Genomic DNA, 15,443 nt, shown 5'->3' on the forward strand with positions numbered 1-15,443 from the left:
AATGACAATTACAGCAATCAAAACCCTGGATCCCGTCACCGTGGAAATCATCCGCAATGCGCTCACCAGCGCCGCTGACGACATGAACGCCACCCTGATCCGCTCCGCTTACTCACCCATCCTCTACGAGGGCGGGGACTGCGTAGTGGCTCTCCTGGACACCGAGCACCGCGTGCTCGGACAGTCCGCCGGTCTGCCGCTATTCCTAGGCAACCTGGAAACCTGTTCCATCGCCGTGGAGGAGATGCATGGCCGCACGGTCTGGCAGGAAGGGGACATCTGGATTCTCAACGACTCATACCTGGGCGGCACCCACCTGAACGATGTGACCATTTTTGCTCCGATCTTCGACGATGGCGCGGTGGTCGGATTCGCGGCCACCCGTGCGCACTGGATGGACATGGGCTCCAAGGATGTCGGCGGTTCGATGGACTCGACGGACATTTTTCAAGAGGGCTTCAGGATGGGGCCGGTCAAGCTGGTCGAGGCCGGAGTTGAGACTTCTGTTGTGGACCTGATCCGGACCAACGTGCGCTTTCCCTACCAGACCATTGGTGACATGCACGCGATGATCGCAGCCCTCCGGATGGGGACCACCCGAATGAAGGAGCTCGTGGGTCGCTACGGGATGGACCAGCTCGATGCCGCCCGGGATGAGATATTCCGCCAAACGGAGGAAATCGAGCGTGCGACCGTACGCAACATCCCGGACGGCGTCTACGAATCCGAGGGCTTCCTGGACAACGACGGCATCAATCTGGACACTCCCATTGCGATCAAGCTGCGGATCACCGTAGCCGGCGACACGGTTGACTTCGACGTCACCGGATCGGCGGACCAGACCATGGGTCCGGTCAACTGCGGCGCCGCTCAGGCCGTCTCGGCACTGCGCGTGGGCTACAAGCTCCTCGTCAGCCCGGAGTCCAATTCCAACGGCGGATCCTTCCGGCCACTGACCACCCAGGTACGGTCCGGCTCAGTGCTGGGCGCCGTAACGCCAGCCCCGTGCCAGTGGTACTTCTCCCACCTTGGGCTGCTGATCGACCTCGTCTCCAAGGCAATGGCCCCGGCCATGCCCGAACGCGTCGCCAGCGCCAGCCACGGTGACTCAATGATCATCACCGCCGCCGGTTTCGACACCCGCTTCGGCCGGAACTTCGTCACCATGGAAGCAACTCTGGGCGGCTGGGGTGCCTGGCAGGGCACGGATGGCGAATCCGCCATGATCAACAACGTCAACGGCTCCCTCAAGGACCTGCCCATCGAGATGCTGGAGACCCGCTACCCGTTCCGGATCAACGAGTACTCCATCCGCCCCAACTCCGGCGGCCCCGGGCAGTACCGCGGTGGCAACGGCGTGGTCCGCGAATACGAATTCCTGGCCGACTGCGTCGTCGGGCTCTGGTTCGAACGGTCAAAGACCCCCGCCTGGGGGCTCTTCGGCGGATCAGACGCCCAGGGCCCCGAAGTTGTGATCAACCCCGGCCGCCGCGATGAGGTCCGCACCCTGAAGGCGAACGCCCACAAGGTCAAGGCCGGCGACGTCGTCCGCCTCGCCGTGGGAGGCGGCGGCGGCTTTGGAGAGGTCTCCAAGCGCTCCCGCGAGGACATCACCTACGACATCGTCAACGGTTTCATCACCGAGGACTTCGCCAAGACGCACTACGGCTACTAAGCATCACCAGCGGATAGGTTCCCATCAAGAAAAGAAAGGACTCTATGAGTTCCCAGTTTGAATCCTTCGATGACGTGTACGCCAACGCCCAGGATGTAGTCGGCGTCATGCTCTTTACCGCCTCCGTCATTGCCGATAATGGCGCCAGTATGGCCCGCGTCTACACCACCCATCCCGATGTCTATCCGGTGGGCGGGAAGAAGACTCTCGCCGGGGACACGAACCCCGTGTGGCTGGAGCAGGTGCTCAATGGCCAGCAGCCGTTCCTGGGGGCGGATAAGGAAGCGGTCCGCGCATTCTTCTTTGATTCGGCAACCATCGAGTCATTGGGCTGCGGGGCCATCGTCAACGTTCCGGTCGTGAGCAACGGCCAGACTATCGGATCCATGAACTTCCTCGGCCCTGAGGGCAGCTACGACCAGACGTCGGTGGACGCAGCCGTGGACGTCGCACGGCGGTCTGTCCATCTGCTCGAAGAAGCCCTTACCACCGCCCACTAAGTTCCTTCGCGGGCGGGCATCAATTGGGGGCCCGCCCGCGGGGGCAATAAGAAGGAACCGCACGTGACCACTTCGGGAACACTGACAATACGGAACGCCCTAATCTTTGACGGTGAATCGCCTGACCTGATTGAGGGCTCTATCAGCATCCGGGATGGCCGGATCACCGCCACGGGGCGGGAGGTGGAAGAGACCGGTGTCGTCCTTGACGCTGGCGGCCGAACTGTGATTCCAGGACTTATCGATGCGCATTTTCATGCTTATGCGCTCAGCCTGACGTCCGCCAGGAACGAGACGGGGCCACTGAGCTATTCCGCACTTGCCGGGGCGCGGCGCCTCGCGGCTGCACTGCTCCGCGGCTTCACGGCGGTTCGTGACGTTGCCGGTGGGGACGTTGGCCTTGCCAGCGCCATCGAAGAGGGTCTGTACCCCGGTCCGCGCTACTTCTTCACCGGCCCGGCGCTAAGCCAGACAGGCGGCCACGGCGATATCCGGGCCGCGAACAACGGAGGATGCTTCCACGGCGGGCACATGTGCGAAGTGGTGGACGGCGCCGATGACCTGCTGCGGGCCGTGCGTCACCGATTCCGCACGGGTGCCTCCGCTATCAAGCTAATGACCTCCGGCGGGGTCGTTTCACCGGTCGATCCGATTCGGGTTCCGCAGTACAGCGCGGCGGAAATCCGCGTCGTAACGGAGGAGGCTACCCGCCGAGGCAGCTACGCCACGGCTCACGCATATTCGCCCGAGGCCATTCGCCATTCAGTACTTAATGGGGTTCGCTGCATCGAACACGGCAACCTGCTGGATGCGGAAACCGCCCAGCTAATGGCTGACAATGACGTCTATCTAGTCCCCACCTTGGTGACTTACGAAGCCATGGAACGGCGCGGCAAGGAAGTCGGCCTCACCGAAGTGGGAGCGGCCAAGAACCGGGAAGTGCTAGAGGCAGGGAAGAAAGCCGTGGCCCTGGCCCGAGATGCTGGGGTCCGGATTGGGTTCGGAACAGACCTCATGGGGGAGCTGGAGGATGAGCAACTGGCCGGACTCCGCCTGCAGTGTGAAGTGCTTGGTGTGTACGGCGCCCTCCGGTCGGCAACATCAACCAACGCCGCCCTGCTTCGGCGCGGTGACCTTGGACGCATCACCCGAGGGTCCTGCGCGGACTTGGTGATGCTTGACGGGAATCCCTTCCATGAACCCTCGATCCTCTGGGACGAAAGCAAGACGCGTACCGTCATCAAGGACGGGCAGGTCATCTCCACCGGTGCCCTTTTGGGTGCCAGGGATTTGCCGTTAGACGTTCCGGTTGCGTAAGAAACAATATCCGCTGTCGGCCATCAACTCGGCGGTGCGTAACGCTTGCTGACGATGTTTTCCACCACAGGAAACCTGTGGGCATCAGCTGGCAGACGGGTCCGCGTGGCGGGCCACAGCACCCGCGACCGACCCGTTGGGCCTCCTTCTTCCGCTGAGAACCGTTTAGTCAACCGGTCATGGAGCGTGGATGGTTTGATTAGTCCGTGCTCCGTCTAAAACGCTTTATGGTCATCAGCCTGTTCGCGGTTTGTGCCATCACGGCATTTTCGTTCTGGGTTACCCGGCAGTCCGGCGCAGACGCCCGCGGGGCCCTTTCTGCACCTCCTCGAGCGGGGGCGGAGTTTGACACGCTCTCCACCGGCATCACCACCGCCGTGCACGTAACCCCGAACCCGGATGCCCGGTGGCTCCTCCGGGCTGCCGCGCAGACCGGGGTCCCTGCCCGCGCGCTCCGGGCCTACGTTGCTGCGGCAGCGACGGCCAACGATTCCGCTCCGACGTGCGGGATCGGCTGGAACACCGTGGCGGCCGTCGGCTTCGTCGAATCAGCGCACGGAACTTACGGCGGCGGCAGCCTCAACACCGCAGGGCAGGCGAGCGGCCCACTTGTGGGCCCGAGCCTCAATGGCAACGAGTTCGCCGCCATCGCCGACACGGACGCGGGTGCCCTGGACGGCGACGCCCGCTGGGACCACGCCGTCGGACCCATGCAGTTCATTCCCACCACCTGGCAGCTTGCAGGGCGGGATGGGAACGGGGACGGAGTAGCGGACCCGTTCAATATCGACGACGCCGCCCTCAGCGCGGCGACCTATCTGTGCGCCCACGGCCGTGACCTCTCCACCGCCCAGGGATGGACCGACGCCATCTACTCCTACAACCAATCCGATCCCTATATTCGCCAGGTGCGGGCCCAAGCGACCGCATACGCCGTGAAGACGGGCACGCCGAACGAGTCCACGGGCTGAAGGCCCAAGCGCTCCATATTTAGGTCGCTGGGTTCAATCACCAAAAGTGATTGCCAACGACAGGCACCTCGGGAGATGACATGCGCCGCTTCCGTTGACTGGCTGACGTTCAACGACGCCATCACCGAAACTGGCACCGATTGGTACCGCCCCGCCCTCTGGGCCGCCATCCTCGGCCCGATCGGCGCCATCCTGGCGATCCCGCTTACGCTGCTCGTACGTCTGATGCTCGTCGACAGGTACCCGCCGGCCAGCTTGGTGCGCCCGCTGCTCAGCTACCTCAGCGAGACCAAGAAACTCATCGCCGACGAGCACGCCCAGACAAGGGCGTAAAGAAGACTCGCTCGTGAGCGCTTCACGCCTTGGACGCGGCCCAAGGCCCGGCGTTTGTTGGCGGCTTGTCGATGGCCCGGCCTTTCCCGGGGAAAGGAGCTTTCGGTCCGGCGGAGGGCAGACTTGGCGCCCGTGAAAGGACAGCGCACCAATTTCGTGAGGACATCCGTGGAACAAAGTCCTACGATGCAGCCATGGCGCAAGAGACGTGGCAAAAGTATTCCGAGTGGCCCCTCGTCGGTGCGGCCTTCCTCTTCCTGGCGGCCTACTCCATCCTGATCATTGTCGAACCGCCGGACCCCTACGCCACCGTCCTGACAATTGTCATCTGGTCAACGTGGTCCGCTTTCGCCATCGACTACATCGTGAAATTGCGCCTGGCCCCCCAGCCAGGCCGGTGGTTCGTCCGGCACCCCGTAGATTTGCTGATGGTGCTGGTCCCGGTAGTGCGGCCATTGCGGCTCCTGCGTCCGTTCTCCGTGCGCCAAGTGATCGACCGGGCCCCGGGCACTGCCATCAGGACCCGCGTCATGGCCTACGTCGTTGCATCCGCTGTCCTTCTCGTCTACACCGTGGCCCTGAGCGTTCTCAGTTTCGAAAGGGGCGCTCCGAACGCGAACATCACCACGATGGGCGACTCATTATGGTGGGCGATGGTCACCGTCGCAACCGTTGGTTACGGCGACTTTTACCCCGTAACGGTTCCTGGCCGATGGGCTGCGGCCGCGCTGATGGTCGGCGGGTTTGCCGCCCTGGGAATGGTCACCGCGGCCTTATCTTCCTGGCTTGTTGAAAGCGTGAGCGCTGCGAAGGAGGCGCGGACTACAGAGGCCGAAACATCAAAGAACGAGGAGCTTGCCCGCCTCACAAACCAGATAGAGACGCTCCAGAACCAGTTGGCCCAAGTGCAGGGCGAAACCGACTCCAGCCACGCCAACGACAAGCCACACCAGGAACCACGCCAAGGGAACTAGCGCTATCGATAAACGCAGTCAAAGCCGCCGGGCCCCTCGGCTTCTGCCGAGGCCATCCGCGTCAGAGTGAGCGCTGCCAGGTCCGGGTTGTCGTAGATGAGTCCCATGGGCCAACGCTACGCAGCCAACTGCTTCGGGCCAGAGGCTGCCTACCGCCAGCGGAAGGCCGCCAGAGTGCGAAGCAGGGGAGAGGGTGAACTGCGGGCACCAGGCACCAGAACCGGGGTGAAGTTGCCGTGCGGCACACGGGCGGAATCGATTAGGTGCCGACGTGCTTTGGCGCGGGACGTACAATCCCCGTATGGCCGCAACACGCGTTGTTGAGATCGAACGGAAGTTTGATGTCGAGGAAGCCGTCCCCCTTCCTTCGCCACAGAACCTGCCCGGCGTTGCTCGGGTGGACCGGCCTGTGGCGCACCGGCTGGAGACCGAGTACTTCGACACCGAGGACCTGCGCCTCGCATCCGCGCGGATCACCCTGCGCCGCAGGACCGGCGGAGAGGACGCCGGATGGCACCTGAAGCTTCCCGCAGGAGTGGACGAACGGACGGAATTCCGCGAACCGCTCGGAGAGCAGGCCGACGGTGTCCCCGACTTCCTTCTCGGGCTGGTCCGTGTGCACACCAGAGACCGTGCGCTGTTACCGGTGGCCCGGCTGAAGACAAGGCGCGTCGTGTACCGGCTCAGAGACGAGAACAACGCCGTTCTCGCGGAGTTCTGTGATGACCGTGTGCAGTCTGAGACACTGGGGCAAAAACCAGGCACCCTGTGGTGGCGGGAGTGGGAGATCGAGCTCGTCTCCGGTTCCCGGACCCTTCTCGAGTCCTTGCAGGACCGGCTCGCCGGAACCGGCGTCCGGCCTTCGGCCTACCAGTCCAAACTCGCCCGTGCTTTGAAGCAGGACTCTGCACCGGTGGAACCGATACCGGCGCCGAAGCGTAAGGGCCCGGCGGGAGATGTCCTGCTCGCCTACCTCAGGCAACAGGTGAAGGAACTCAAGGAGCAGGACCCCCTCGTGCGGCAGGACGCCCCCGATGCGGTCCACAAGATGAGGGTTGCCACCAGACGGATGCGCTCGGCGCTGGCGACGTACCGGAAACTACTGGATAACGCCGAGTCGGTGGGTTCTCTGCGGGACGAATTGAAATGGCTTGCCGGCGTGCTCGGCGAGGCCCGCGATGCGGAGGTCATGCATGCACGCCTGAAAGACATGGTCGCCGAGGAACCTGGAGAGCTGGTCATGGGACCGGTCTCCCGCCGGGTCGATCTTGAACTTGGACGTGCCTACCAACAAGCCCATGCCACGGCGCTGGAAGCATTGGACGGAAAACGCTACTTCCGGCTGCTCGACGCTCTAGAGGCCATGATCGCCGCCCCGCCCCTCGCGCCCCTGGCATCCAAACCAGCAGCGAAGGTCATCCCCGACATGGTCCAACGCGACGTCAAGCGGCTGCGCATGGCGGTCGGGGAAGCCAAGCGTCATCCCGCCGGCACCGGTGACCACCCGGCCCTGCACGAGGCCCGGAAAGACGGGAAACGGCTGCGGTACGCGGCCGAAGCTGCTGCCCCGGTCAACCCCAAGCAGGCCGCTCGTCTGGCCGCCGCCGCCCAGGGCGTCCAGAAGGTCCTGGGGGACCATCAGGATAGCGTCGTGACCCGCGAGCTACTTCGCCGGCTCGGCGCTGAGGCCTTTGTTCTGGGCGAGAACGGGTTCAGCTACGGGCGGCTGCATGCGCTGGAACAAGCCGTTGCTCTCGAGGCAGAAGCCCGCTTCCACCGCGAGTGGAAGAAATTCCCGGCCGTCCCGCTCTAAGTATGTGGTGCGTAAGTTGGCCCGCCGGCGGTCCGAAGCTGGAGGTAAGTGATGCCCAGGCGACCGGTGATCTCCTGAGCCACTTCGAGGCTAAGGAAGTCGAGGGCAGCCCACCCCCGCCGAGCTGGAATGTGGCGCCGACCCAGGACGTCCCGATCATCGCCGAGCGGCTGGGATGAGGACGCCGTGGAGCGCCGGCTGATCGCCCGCTGGGGTCTCGTCGCGTCCTCGGGCTCGCGCCTGTATCAGCGCGTGGTGCTGGGATGACGTGACACTAGAGACGGAGAAACATCGTGCGAGATCGGCTCGAGGGGCCCCCTCGTCTACGGGTTGGTGGTGTCTTGCCTAACCCCGCCGCCGCCCGCCCGAGGCCGGTCTGTTACGGAGTTCGATGGCAGGCGATCGGTTCATCCCGGTCGGGTGATGTCTTCCTGGGTCGTATCGGCTTACCTTGCAGACGGGTGGAGTTCCCCGCTCGCATCGCTCCGCTCGGCATCACCCTGGAGGACGTCCAGGGCATCCTCATCGCCGTTGCTCCGGTCGTCGGGACTCCCCGGATCGTGGCGGCAGCCGGCAACCTCGCCAGCGCACCCGGTTTCGCCATCGCAGTGGCCGAGGCAGAGCTTGAAGCAGAGGCCGAGGCCGAGGCCGAGGACTGAGGCCGACCTCGCCGAAAAGACCTTGAGGTCCGCCGACTATTCACGCATTGCTGGCGTCATCCGAAATGCTCGGTGTGCAGTTGAGCGGACAGCGTGTGTCGCGGATCAGTGATGGGGAATCACGGTGAAAAACCAGCACTTCATCCGGGACTACGGAAACCTTGACCTGCGTCGTGTCGAATGGGAGTGAGATGCGTACACGCTCGCCGCCACGGCAAGACGCCCGATCCGGGCCTCCCACGGGTCGAGGTGGAACTCGAGTCCGACGAGCGTGGCCGACTACACGGGCACAGCCCGAACCTCGGTGGGCTTTAGCGCCAGGAGCTCCTTGGTGAGCTGGGCTATGTTAGAGCTCATCTTTGGAGCGATCGGTGGCTGCACCGGTGGTGGCGGGATACTGGGCTTCCTCGGGGGAGGCCTGGTCACCGGCGTCGTGTGGGGCGCCTTCGGCCTGCTCGCGGCGGACGGTTGTCCGATTCACCTCCACGTCAAAGGGCATCGTCTTGAGTGGTTAGGAGAATTCCCGGGTGTCCATGGTTGTGTGAGGCCAGGGACCTGTACACCGAGCACCGCATGCCTGTCGGACGAAACATCACGCGATTCGCAGGATGCGACGGCGTGGGCTGGTCCGGGATGCTGGGGGTCAGAGAACTAGGGTCTGGCATTGCCCGCTACGAATGGTGCGAGTGCTGTGTATCGACCGGAATTCGGAGGTGCCTGATGGTCATTGCGCTATTGGTCATCCTCGGCGTCGACCTCATCGTCCTCGTGGTTTTCCTCGCTTTCGGGCGGAAGTGGTGGGGCACGCGCCAGCCGGGCGTTTTCCCCGGTGCGTTCCGCGTCATCGCGGTCGACGGGATCCGGCCGAAGTGGACGCGAGGCTACGGTCGCTGGGTGCGCGACGTCCTGGTCTGGGCCAAGGCCCCATTCCTCTTCAGAAGCGAGCTCACCGCCATGGACAGCGTCGGCGAACATCGGCCAACCGCGCCCGGCTATGGAGAGCGACGCGGCTCTGATCCGATCATCGGCGTCCTGAAAGCCGGCACCGCCACCGTCGATATCCCCGCGCACAGCGTCGACCTGGATCGGGTGTCTGGACCATTCCGGCCTGCCGAAGCTGGGCATGTGTGATTCCTATGGTTCAGCCGCCGGTGAACCGATTGCTGCGGGCCACCGTGCGCTCGGCGGCCGGACGTTTTGTGCTGCGTGCTCTCCGTGACATGCGTGACCTCGAGCTGTTCGATCGAGCGATGACGCTCGCCGCACAGGCGTTCACCTCGATCCTGCCCGTCCTTATCGTTGCCAGTTCGTTGCGAGCGAGCCTGAACCCCGAGGCGGACGCGATGTTCGCTGAGAACCTCAGCCTCGATGATGAGACCGCTGAACTTGTGAAGCAGTCGATTCCCGAAGCGATCGAAGGGGTGACGTTCACGCAAGTTATCGGCGCGCTGCTGCTCATCCTCGCCGCGACCGCCTTCGCCCGCGCGCTCGAGCGGTGCTTCCGCAGGATCTGGAAGACCCCGAAGGCCCCCATCCGCTTCGCGTGGCGCTGGGTCGTCGCGATTGTTGCGATCCTCATCGGGTTTGTCCTCGTGGTCATGACCCGCTACGTCGTGCGCGGCACGGGTGCCTTGTCAGTGCTTGAGTTCGTCATCGAGGTGGCGGTCTGGTCCGCGCTGTGGTTGTTCGCGTCGTGGATCGTGATCAACCGGAGCGTCAGCCTGCGGGCACTCCTCCCGGGATCAGTGCTCGCCGGACTCGGATTCGCCGTGGCCACGGTGGTGGGGCGCGTGTATCTCCCGGGGGCGTTCGCCTCCTCCGCCGATCAATTCGGCGTCCTCGGGCTCGCCTTCTCGTACATCGGTTGGCTATTCGTGTTGATGTCCGTACTCCTCGTCGCAGTGACCACCGGCCGCGTCATCCACCTCACCGTGATCGGGCAGCTGTCGAGCCGCTCAGGCGGGACCGCCGCAGCTCCGACCCCACCGAGAAGCCTGGACTGAGTCGGCCGTCTGGGGATGGAAGACGGCAATCCGCTTTCCCAACCGGCTAGGTCGGCCCATGGACGAATCGGATTTACCCAAGCCTGTTTACTCAATTGCGAGTCGGCGTGCTGGAACCGTGGCCGGCGTGGCCCTGTCAGTGTGGAGTCAGGGCCACGCGCAAATGCGTTCCAATAAGGAGTATCGATGTGGAGTGACGTGCAGGAGCCTGAGCCTTCAGCAGCGTGGGTGGAGTTGCCCAAGAACGGCTGGGGAGCGCTCATACGATGGGCAGCCGGAACGGAGAACCTTCGCCGCCACTACTCTTCGGACGAAGGCCGGACCGTCACGGTCCATACCGAGCGCGCTGGTGTCCAGGAAACTTTCGAGGAGCCCTTCACCGCTGCGGACCGGCAGATGTTCGATGACGACATCAGCACCTACCTTCAGGACGCCGGGCTACAGCCGCGTCCCAGCAGATATGTCTGGATGATCCGGGCATAACGTGCTCTATCAGTTAGCTGCTGCCCAGCTAGTCGAGGACCACTTGGCGGGCGAAAAGTCGGATGCCGGGGTCGGCGCCGCTGCGCAGTTGGTGGTCCGTGTTCACTTCCTGGAGGCCAGCCGGTCGGTTGGTCATGCAGGTCGCTGTTCGCTTCTCCATCAGACGTTCGGAGAGGAGGGAACCGCCACCAGAATGTTCGTCGACTTCCAGTAGGAGGAGGGCCGCCCAGTAATGCGGTGCCTATTCGAGGCCCGTCCGGTTCCGGAGGCCTGCTCTTAACATGGGAGCGAAATCGCGCCCCGCCCGGGCGGCCGTTTAGGCAGCCCGGTTAGGGGCGCCGAAGTGGGCAAGAAAGAGGGTGTGCACAATGTGCACAACCTGGGCTTCGGATCGGGTCGCATATGGGCAGGACTGGGCCGGATTGCGGAGGTTTTCGGGGGAGCGGTGAAAATTCAAGTCGCGGAACCCGGTTCGAGTCCCACCTCGGGCACGCGTTTTTCCTGTTCAGGAGCTTGTGGGCCTCTGAGTGTGGACAAATTCGTGTTTGGGTGGCGTTGTCGCAGGGTATCTGTCGGTGGCGCTTCAGAAGAGTTACAGAGAGTCCGGAAGGTAACGGGCGCCCAGTAGGTCACTCTCTGGATTGGGAAGGCACGGCAAGGATTTGCACAGAACCAACCGGGTGGAATTGATTCAGCGAGCAGCTCTCGAGACCCAGCCCTGAACTTCGGGCGCTGAAATAAGGGGAGGCTCAGCGGTTCGAGACGGAGGCCCTGTCTTCCTGGCCCATGAGCTTGGCGGTGAGAGCGAGGAACTGTTCACGTTCGCTCGGGGAGAAGGGTGTCGTGGCGAGCGCCTCTAGCTCCGACCAGACGGCGAGGACGGGGGCCTCCAGTGCTAGCCCTGCTTCGGTGACGTGCACCAGTACGACGCGGCCATCGAGAGGCGAGCGGGAGCGTTTCACAAGACCTGAGCGTTCGAGTCGCTGGACCGATTTTGCGACGGTTGAGTGGTCAAGGCCCAGGAGGCCCCCGAGCTCCTTCTGCGAGCGTCCGTCCTCATGCCAGAGCTGCATGAGCATGAGCTCCTGCCCGGGGAAGAGCCCTAGTGGGGCGAGGCGGGAAGCTGCGCGTGCTCGTTGAGCGTGTGCGAGGGTCATGAGCGCCCAGCTCACGGGGCTGTCGTGCATCGCAGCGAGCGGGTGATCGGCGTGCGGGGCGCTCATGGTTCCTCATTGATCAGTCGTGGTCTGTCAGGCGTGGATAGTCAGTGTATCCGGCTGCCCCTCCACCGTAGAACGTCGCGGGATCCGCATCATTGAGCGACGCGCCTGTGCGAAGGCGCGTGACGACGTCCGGGTTGGCGAGGGCCCATCGCCCCAGCGGTACGACATCCGCGATCCCAGCGTCGATATCCTGCGCGAGCGTTTCCGGGGTGCGTCCGGCACGCAACACGAGCAGCGCGCCGGGCCAGAGTGCGCGGAGCTCGCGCAGTAGCTCTTCGTCGAAGAGCTGGAAGGTGTGGAGATAGGCCAGTCCGAGCGGCGCTAGCGCTCCGACGAGGTGTCGGTACTGGTCCCTGGTGCCGTCGCCTTCGTCGATGCCTCCGATGGCGAGACCGGGGGATACGCGGATGCCGACGCGTTCCGCGCCGATCTCCTCGGCGACCGCTGTGGCGACATCTATGGCGAAGCGCGATCGGTTCTCCACCGAGCCGCCGTGGTCGTCGGTCCGGGTGTTCGCGTTCGGGGAGAGGAACTGGTGCAGCAGGTAGCCGTTGGCGGCGTGGATCTCGACGCCGTCGGCGCCGGCTTGGATCGCAGAGGCGGCGGCATGGCGGAAGTCCGCGATAGTCTGCGCGATGTCGTCGATGGTCATCGCGCGTGGTACGGGCGCGGGCTGCATGCCTGATGCCGTGAACATGTCGATGCCCGGGGCGATCGCCGACGGCGCGAGCGGCTGTCGATGGTGCGGGGTGTTGTCGGGATGAGATGTTCGGCCCACATGCATGAGCTGCAGCACGAGACGCCCTCCTTCGGCGTGCACGGCATCAGCGACCGCAGCCCATCCGGAGATGTGCTCTTGGCGGTAGATGCCAGGAGTGCTGAGGTAGCCCTGCCCGTCGTCGGAGGGCTGCACGCCCTCGCTGATGAGCAGCCCGAGGGATGCGCGCTGTGCGTAGTAGTCGGCGGCGAGCGGGCCGGGTGTGCCGTCGTGCAGTGCGCGGCTGCGCGTCATCGGCGCCATCGCGAGGCGGTGCGGAAGCATCATTTTGCCGACTGTGGTGGGTTCCCAGATCGTGGTCATGCCTGCACCGCCTCTGCCTCGAGCTCAGCCACTCGCACGAGGAGTTTGCCCCTCAGGTGCCCTTCCTCGCTGCGCAGGTGCGCCCCCGCGAGCTCGGCCAGTGATACTACGGTGTCGATCTCGGTGGCGAACCTGCCCTCTGCGGCAAGCTGCAGCACAGGGCCGATCGCACCGGCAGTGAGGGCGAGCGGATCCCCACCTGCGACTTGCACTCCCTTGGCCCCTGCCGCGAAGTCGATGATCGTCACGATCCGCTGCGCTGGCACGAGTCCGAGGATCTGGTCGACGAAGCCGCGGCCACCGCCGTCGAATGCTGCGTCAACACCACCGGGCGCTGCCGCCGCGAGGTCCTCGGTGAGGTGCGGGCCGTATCGCACCGGCATCGCGCCGAGCGAGCGGAGGTACCCGTGATTTGCCTCGGATCCTGTGCCGATCACAGTCGCGCCGCGGGCGACGAGCAACTGCACGACCGCGCTACCGACGGACCCGGCCGCGGCGTTGACCACGACCGTCTCCCCGGCCTGAACGTCAATCAGTGCGAGCGCACGTAGCGCGGTCTCGGCGGCCGTTGGGAGGGCCGCCGCGCGTTCAAGGGAGAGTCTCTCCGGAACGACGGACAGGCGGTCCGAAGTGGTCACAACATACTCCGCGTACGAGCCGGACGGTGCGAAGCCCGCCACCCGGTCGCCCACCGCGAACTGAGCGACACCCGCGCCCACCTCGTCGACTATTCCGGAGAACTCGTTCCCCAGGATCGCCGGGAACTCAGTCTGGATCATGGGCGAGAGTGTGCCGCTGCGAATCTTCCACTCAAGCGGGTTCACGGCGGCATAAGCCACACGCACCCGAACCTCTCCCGCCCGCGCTGGAGGCGTCTCGACTTCGGTGAGTTCGAAGGCCTCGGGCCCTCCGAATCGGTTGATGATTTGTGCTTGCATTGGTTTCGTCCTCTATCTAGGTTGCCGACCACATAAATATAGGGTTAAAACATGTGGTCGGCAACCTATGTTCGATGCCAGCGAACATGCGCATCGACGGTTCGTTGCTTACGGAACTTCTTGACCAGCGGAAACGCCGAAAGGTGCTGGTCATGGGTGGCTCTATTCATTCCGCCATGAGATGTACGAAGGAGGTGCACTGTCGTACTGGTGTCGTACTGGGCCGGATTGCGGAAGGTTTTCGGGGGATTGGCGGGCAATGCCCGGGTAACTGCATGACCGCCAGGTCACATTGGCCCGACGTTCCGCTGACGGACCGCCACGGCCGTGACGTGCAAAGGCTGCACAACCCCATCCTCCGCGAACCCTTGTGGCGTCGACGGCCAGAGAGAAAACGTGGGAACTCACCAGAGCCGAACTTTGTCCCGCACTCTGACGCCGCCAGGGGCTGCGTACTCCCTCAAGCGACTCGCCGTCGGGCGTTCTGCGCCAGGTCGGGGGAGCTGCTCACGATGTACTCCAACGCGGCGGGAAGGGACATAGCGAGAGTGTTGTCGTCAGTCTTGATTCGGCGGCGTTTGAGGGCCGGGCAGTGACGCTCGGTGGACAATTGCAGGCACTCCAGTCAGTCGAGTGTCGTCTTAGTATCGAAGTCGTGGTGCAGTCGGGTCCTGACGGAGTTTTCGATCAGGGTCGGGATGTATATTTTGATCCGGCCCGTGTTCAGCGAGTCGTGTTCCTCCGCCACGATTCAACCGTTGCCGGACCATGGGACCTTGCCCCCGGCCGGGGCCCCTGCGAGCATGGCCTGGTGAACAGGCCGATAGGATACTGGGTCAAGCGGCTGGATGCGGCGCTGGAGGCACAACTCGATTCCACTCTCGCCCGTCTCCACCTCACCAGAAGACAGTGGCAGGTGCTCAGCGCGCTGAGCTCAGGCCCCATCACTCCCGGGGAGGTTGGGGAACTCCTGCGGCCCTTCAACGCACCGGACGGCGGTTCCGTGCGGGAGCGTGACATGGCCGCCCTGGTGCGACGGGGCTTGTTGTCCTGCTGGACGGGCGCCTCGCCCTGACCGAGGCGGCGCTGCTACTGCAGTCGGAGGCATCCGGCCTGCTAGAAGCCACCCGCCACGAGCTGACTGCAGGCATCGGAGCGGACGAATATGCCATGGCTGTGAGCGTCCTCGAACGCATGACCGTCAACGCGGACCGGCTCGCCAAGCGCTGAGAGGGTTTCCCTTCAGTTCCACTGCGGCTGCGCCGGTGGCACCATGGCCGTGCTGCGCGGACCGGGTTCGGACTCCAGCGCGGTGAATTCGATTGAACCGTGGTCGGTCGGCAGCGGCGCGGCGCGTTCCCAGGGAAAAAGATCCACACAGTGTCTCCACCCGAGGTAGCCCACGGCCGTGCACTGAGGCTGTCATCCCACGCCGGAACCGGACTGGAGTCCGCAGGTCCGGGCGGGAGGGCC

18 protein-coding genes are annotated in these 15,443 nt (G+C 64.4%); 12 read left to right on the forward strand and 6 right to left on the reverse strand.

Annotated elements, in window-relative coordinates; translation table 11 throughout:
* Position 1 precedes the first annotated feature (1 nt).
* From J2W14_RS20570 to J2W14_RS20605, 8 genes are all read left to right on the forward strand, one after another.
* Positions 2-1,675: a hydantoinase B/oxoprolinase family protein gene (locus J2W14_RS20570; RefSeq protein ID WP_307466006.1), complete on the forward strand. Its 1,674-nt coding sequence runs from the start codon at positions 2-4 to the stop codon at positions 1,673-1,675.
* A 44-nt stretch (positions 1,676-1,719) separates the two neighbouring features.
* Positions 1,720-2,175, forward strand: a complete 456-nt coding sequence (locus tag J2W14_RS20575; RefSeq protein WP_307466008.1) for a GAF domain-containing protein — start codon at positions 1,720-1,722, stop codon at positions 2,173-2,175.
* A gap of 63 nt (positions 2,176-2,238) precedes the next feature.
* The gene (locus tag J2W14_RS20580) at positions 2,239-3,492 is read left to right on the forward strand and encodes a metal-dependent hydrolase family protein (RefSeq protein ID WP_307466010.1); all 1,254 of its coding nucleotides are present in this window, start codon (positions 2,239-2,241) and stop codon (positions 3,490-3,492) included.
* Positions 3,493-3,698: 206 nt separating this feature from the next.
* Positions 3,699-4,463, forward strand: coding sequence for a lytic transglycosylase domain-containing protein (locus tag J2W14_RS20585; RefSeq protein ID WP_307466012.1), 765 nt, complete (start codon positions 3,699-3,701; stop codon positions 4,461-4,463).
* Positions 4,464-4,538: 75 nt separating this feature from the next.
* Complete coding sequence (locus J2W14_RS20590) at positions 4,539-4,796, forward strand: hypothetical protein (RefSeq protein WP_307466014.1); 258 nt, start codon at positions 4,539-4,541, stop codon at positions 4,794-4,796.
* A gap of 194 nt (positions 4,797-4,990) precedes the next feature.
* Positions 4,991-5,770 (forward strand): potassium channel family protein, encoded by a 780-nt coding sequence (locus J2W14_RS20595; RefSeq protein WP_307466016.1) that lies wholly within the window; start codon positions 4,991-4,993, stop codon positions 5,768-5,770.
* Positions 5,771-6,071: 301 nt separating this feature from the next.
* On the forward strand, positions 6,072-7,583 hold the full coding sequence (locus J2W14_RS20600) for a CYTH and CHAD domain-containing protein (protein WP_307466018.1): 1,512 nt from the start codon (positions 6,072-6,074) through the stop codon (positions 7,581-7,583).
* 461 nt (positions 7,584-8,044) lie between these two features.
* Positions 8,045-8,242 carry a hypothetical protein gene (locus J2W14_RS20605; protein ID WP_307466019.1) on the forward strand — a complete coding sequence of 66 codons (198 nt, stop codon included), beginning with the start codon at positions 8,045-8,047 and terminating at the stop codon, positions 8,240-8,242.
* A gap of 346 nt (positions 8,243-8,588) precedes the next feature.
* Here the strand turns inward: J2W14_RS20605 and J2W14_RS20610 are convergent, their stop codons facing one another.
* On the reverse strand, positions 8,589-8,723 hold the full coding sequence (locus tag J2W14_RS20610) for a hypothetical protein (RefSeq protein ID WP_307466020.1): 135 nt from the start codon (positions 8,721-8,723) through the stop codon (positions 8,589-8,591).
* Between the two features lie 239 nt (positions 8,724-8,962).
* On the opposite strand from J2W14_RS20610, the gene J2W14_RS20615 reads away from it, so the two are divergent.
* The 3 genes from J2W14_RS20615 to J2W14_RS20625 all read left to right on the forward strand — a co-directional run bounded on the left by J2W14_RS20615 (position 8,963) and on the right by J2W14_RS20625 (position 10,728).
* Entirely contained in the window at positions 8,963-9,373 is a 411-nt protein-coding gene (locus J2W14_RS20615; RefSeq protein WP_307466021.1) for a hypothetical protein, read from the forward strand.
* Positions 9,374-9,393: 20 nt separating this feature from the next.
* Complete coding sequence (locus tag J2W14_RS20620; RefSeq protein ID WP_307466022.1) at positions 9,394-10,245, forward strand: YhjD/YihY/BrkB family envelope integrity protein; 852 nt, start codon at positions 9,394-9,396, stop codon at positions 10,243-10,245.
* Positions 10,246-10,431: 186 nt separating this feature from the next.
* The gene (locus J2W14_RS20625) at positions 10,432-10,728 is read left to right on the forward strand and encodes a DUF5956 family protein (protein WP_307466024.1); all 297 of its coding nucleotides are present in this window, start codon (positions 10,432-10,434) and stop codon (positions 10,726-10,728) included.
* A gap of 749 nt (positions 10,729-11,477) precedes the next feature.
* On the opposite strand, the gene J2W14_RS20630 is transcribed toward J2W14_RS20625, so the two are convergent.
* The 4 genes from J2W14_RS20630 to J2W14_RS20645 form a co-directional block, all read right to left on the reverse strand.
* The gene (locus J2W14_RS20630; RefSeq protein ID WP_307466026.1) at positions 11,478-11,951 is read right to left on the reverse strand and encodes a MarR family winged helix-turn-helix transcriptional regulator; all 474 of its coding nucleotides are present in this window, start codon (positions 11,949-11,951) and stop codon (positions 11,478-11,480) included.
* Between the two features lie 13 nt (positions 11,952-11,964).
* Positions 11,965-13,032: an alkene reductase gene (locus tag J2W14_RS20635; protein ID WP_307466028.1), complete on the reverse strand. Its 1,068-nt coding sequence runs from the start codon at positions 13,030-13,032 to the stop codon at positions 11,965-11,967.
* Positions 13,029-13,970: an NADP-dependent oxidoreductase gene (locus J2W14_RS20640; protein ID WP_307466029.1), complete on the reverse strand. Its 942-nt coding sequence runs from the start codon at positions 13,968-13,970 to the stop codon at positions 13,029-13,031. Before J2W14_RS20640 ends, J2W14_RS20635 begins: the two co-directional genes overlap by 4 nt.
* 625 nt (positions 13,971-14,595) lie before the next feature.
* Positions 14,596-14,718 carry a hypothetical protein gene (locus J2W14_RS20645; protein WP_307466031.1) on the reverse strand — a complete coding sequence of 41 codons (123 nt, stop codon included), beginning with the start codon at positions 14,716-14,718 and terminating at the stop codon, positions 14,596-14,598.
* Between the two features lie 63 nt (positions 14,719-14,781).
* Between J2W14_RS20645 and J2W14_RS20650 the strand changes: the two genes are divergently transcribed.
* A complete protein-coding gene (locus tag J2W14_RS20650; RefSeq protein ID WP_307466032.1) occupies positions 14,782-15,045 on the forward strand; it encodes a hypothetical protein in 264 nt (87 codons plus the stop codon).
* Positions 15,046-15,212: 167 nt separating this feature from the next.
* On the opposite strand, the gene J2W14_RS20655 is transcribed toward J2W14_RS20650, so the two are convergent.
* The gene (locus J2W14_RS20655) at positions 15,213-15,347 is read right to left on the reverse strand and encodes a hypothetical protein (RefSeq protein WP_307466035.1); all 135 of its coding nucleotides are present in this window, start codon (positions 15,345-15,347) and stop codon (positions 15,213-15,215) included.
* Positions 15,348-15,443: the final 96 nt, after the last annotated feature.

Source organism: Pseudarthrobacter oxydans (genome assembly GCF_030812335.1).
Taxonomy (GTDB): domain Bacteria; phylum Actinomycetota; class Actinomycetes; order Actinomycetales; family Micrococcaceae; genus Arthrobacter; species Arthrobacter oxydans_B.

Coding starts and splice junctions, on each gene's coding strand:
- J2W14_RS20575 (WP_307466008.1), top strand. CDS start 1,720: ATGAGTTCCCAGTTTGAATCCTTCGATGACGTGTACGCCAACGCCCAG.
- J2W14_RS20590 (WP_307466014.1), top strand. CDS start 4,539: ATGACATGCGCCGCTTCCGTTGACTGGCTGACGTTCAACGACGCCATC.
- J2W14_RS20625 (WP_307466024.1), top strand. CDS start 10,432: ATGTGGAGTGACGTGCAGGAGCCTGAGCCTTCAGCAGCGTGGGTGGAG.
- J2W14_RS20630 (WP_307466026.1), bottom strand. CDS start 11,951: ATGAGCGCCCCGCACGCCGATCACCCGCTCGCTGCGATGCACGACAGC.
- J2W14_RS20640 (WP_307466029.1), bottom strand. CDS start 13,970: ATGCAAGCACAAATCATCAACCGATTCGGAGGGCCCGAGGCCTTCGAA.
- J2W14_RS20600 (WP_307466018.1), top strand. CDS start 6,072: ATGGCCGCAACACGCGTTGTTGAGATCGAACGGAAGTTTGATGTCGAG.
- J2W14_RS20635 (WP_307466028.1), bottom strand. CDS start 13,032: ATGACCACGATCTGGGAACCCACCACAGTCGGCAAAATGATGCTTCCG.
- J2W14_RS20570 (WP_307466006.1), top strand. CDS start 2: ATGACAATTACAGCAATCAAAACCCTGGATCCCGTCACCGTGGAAATC.
- J2W14_RS20615 (WP_307466021.1), top strand. CDS start 8,963: ATGGTCATTGCGCTATTGGTCATCCTCGGCGTCGACCTCATCGTCCTC.
- J2W14_RS20595 (WP_307466016.1), top strand. CDS start 4,991: ATGGCGCAAGAGACGTGGCAAAAGTATTCCGAGTGGCCCCTCGTCGGT.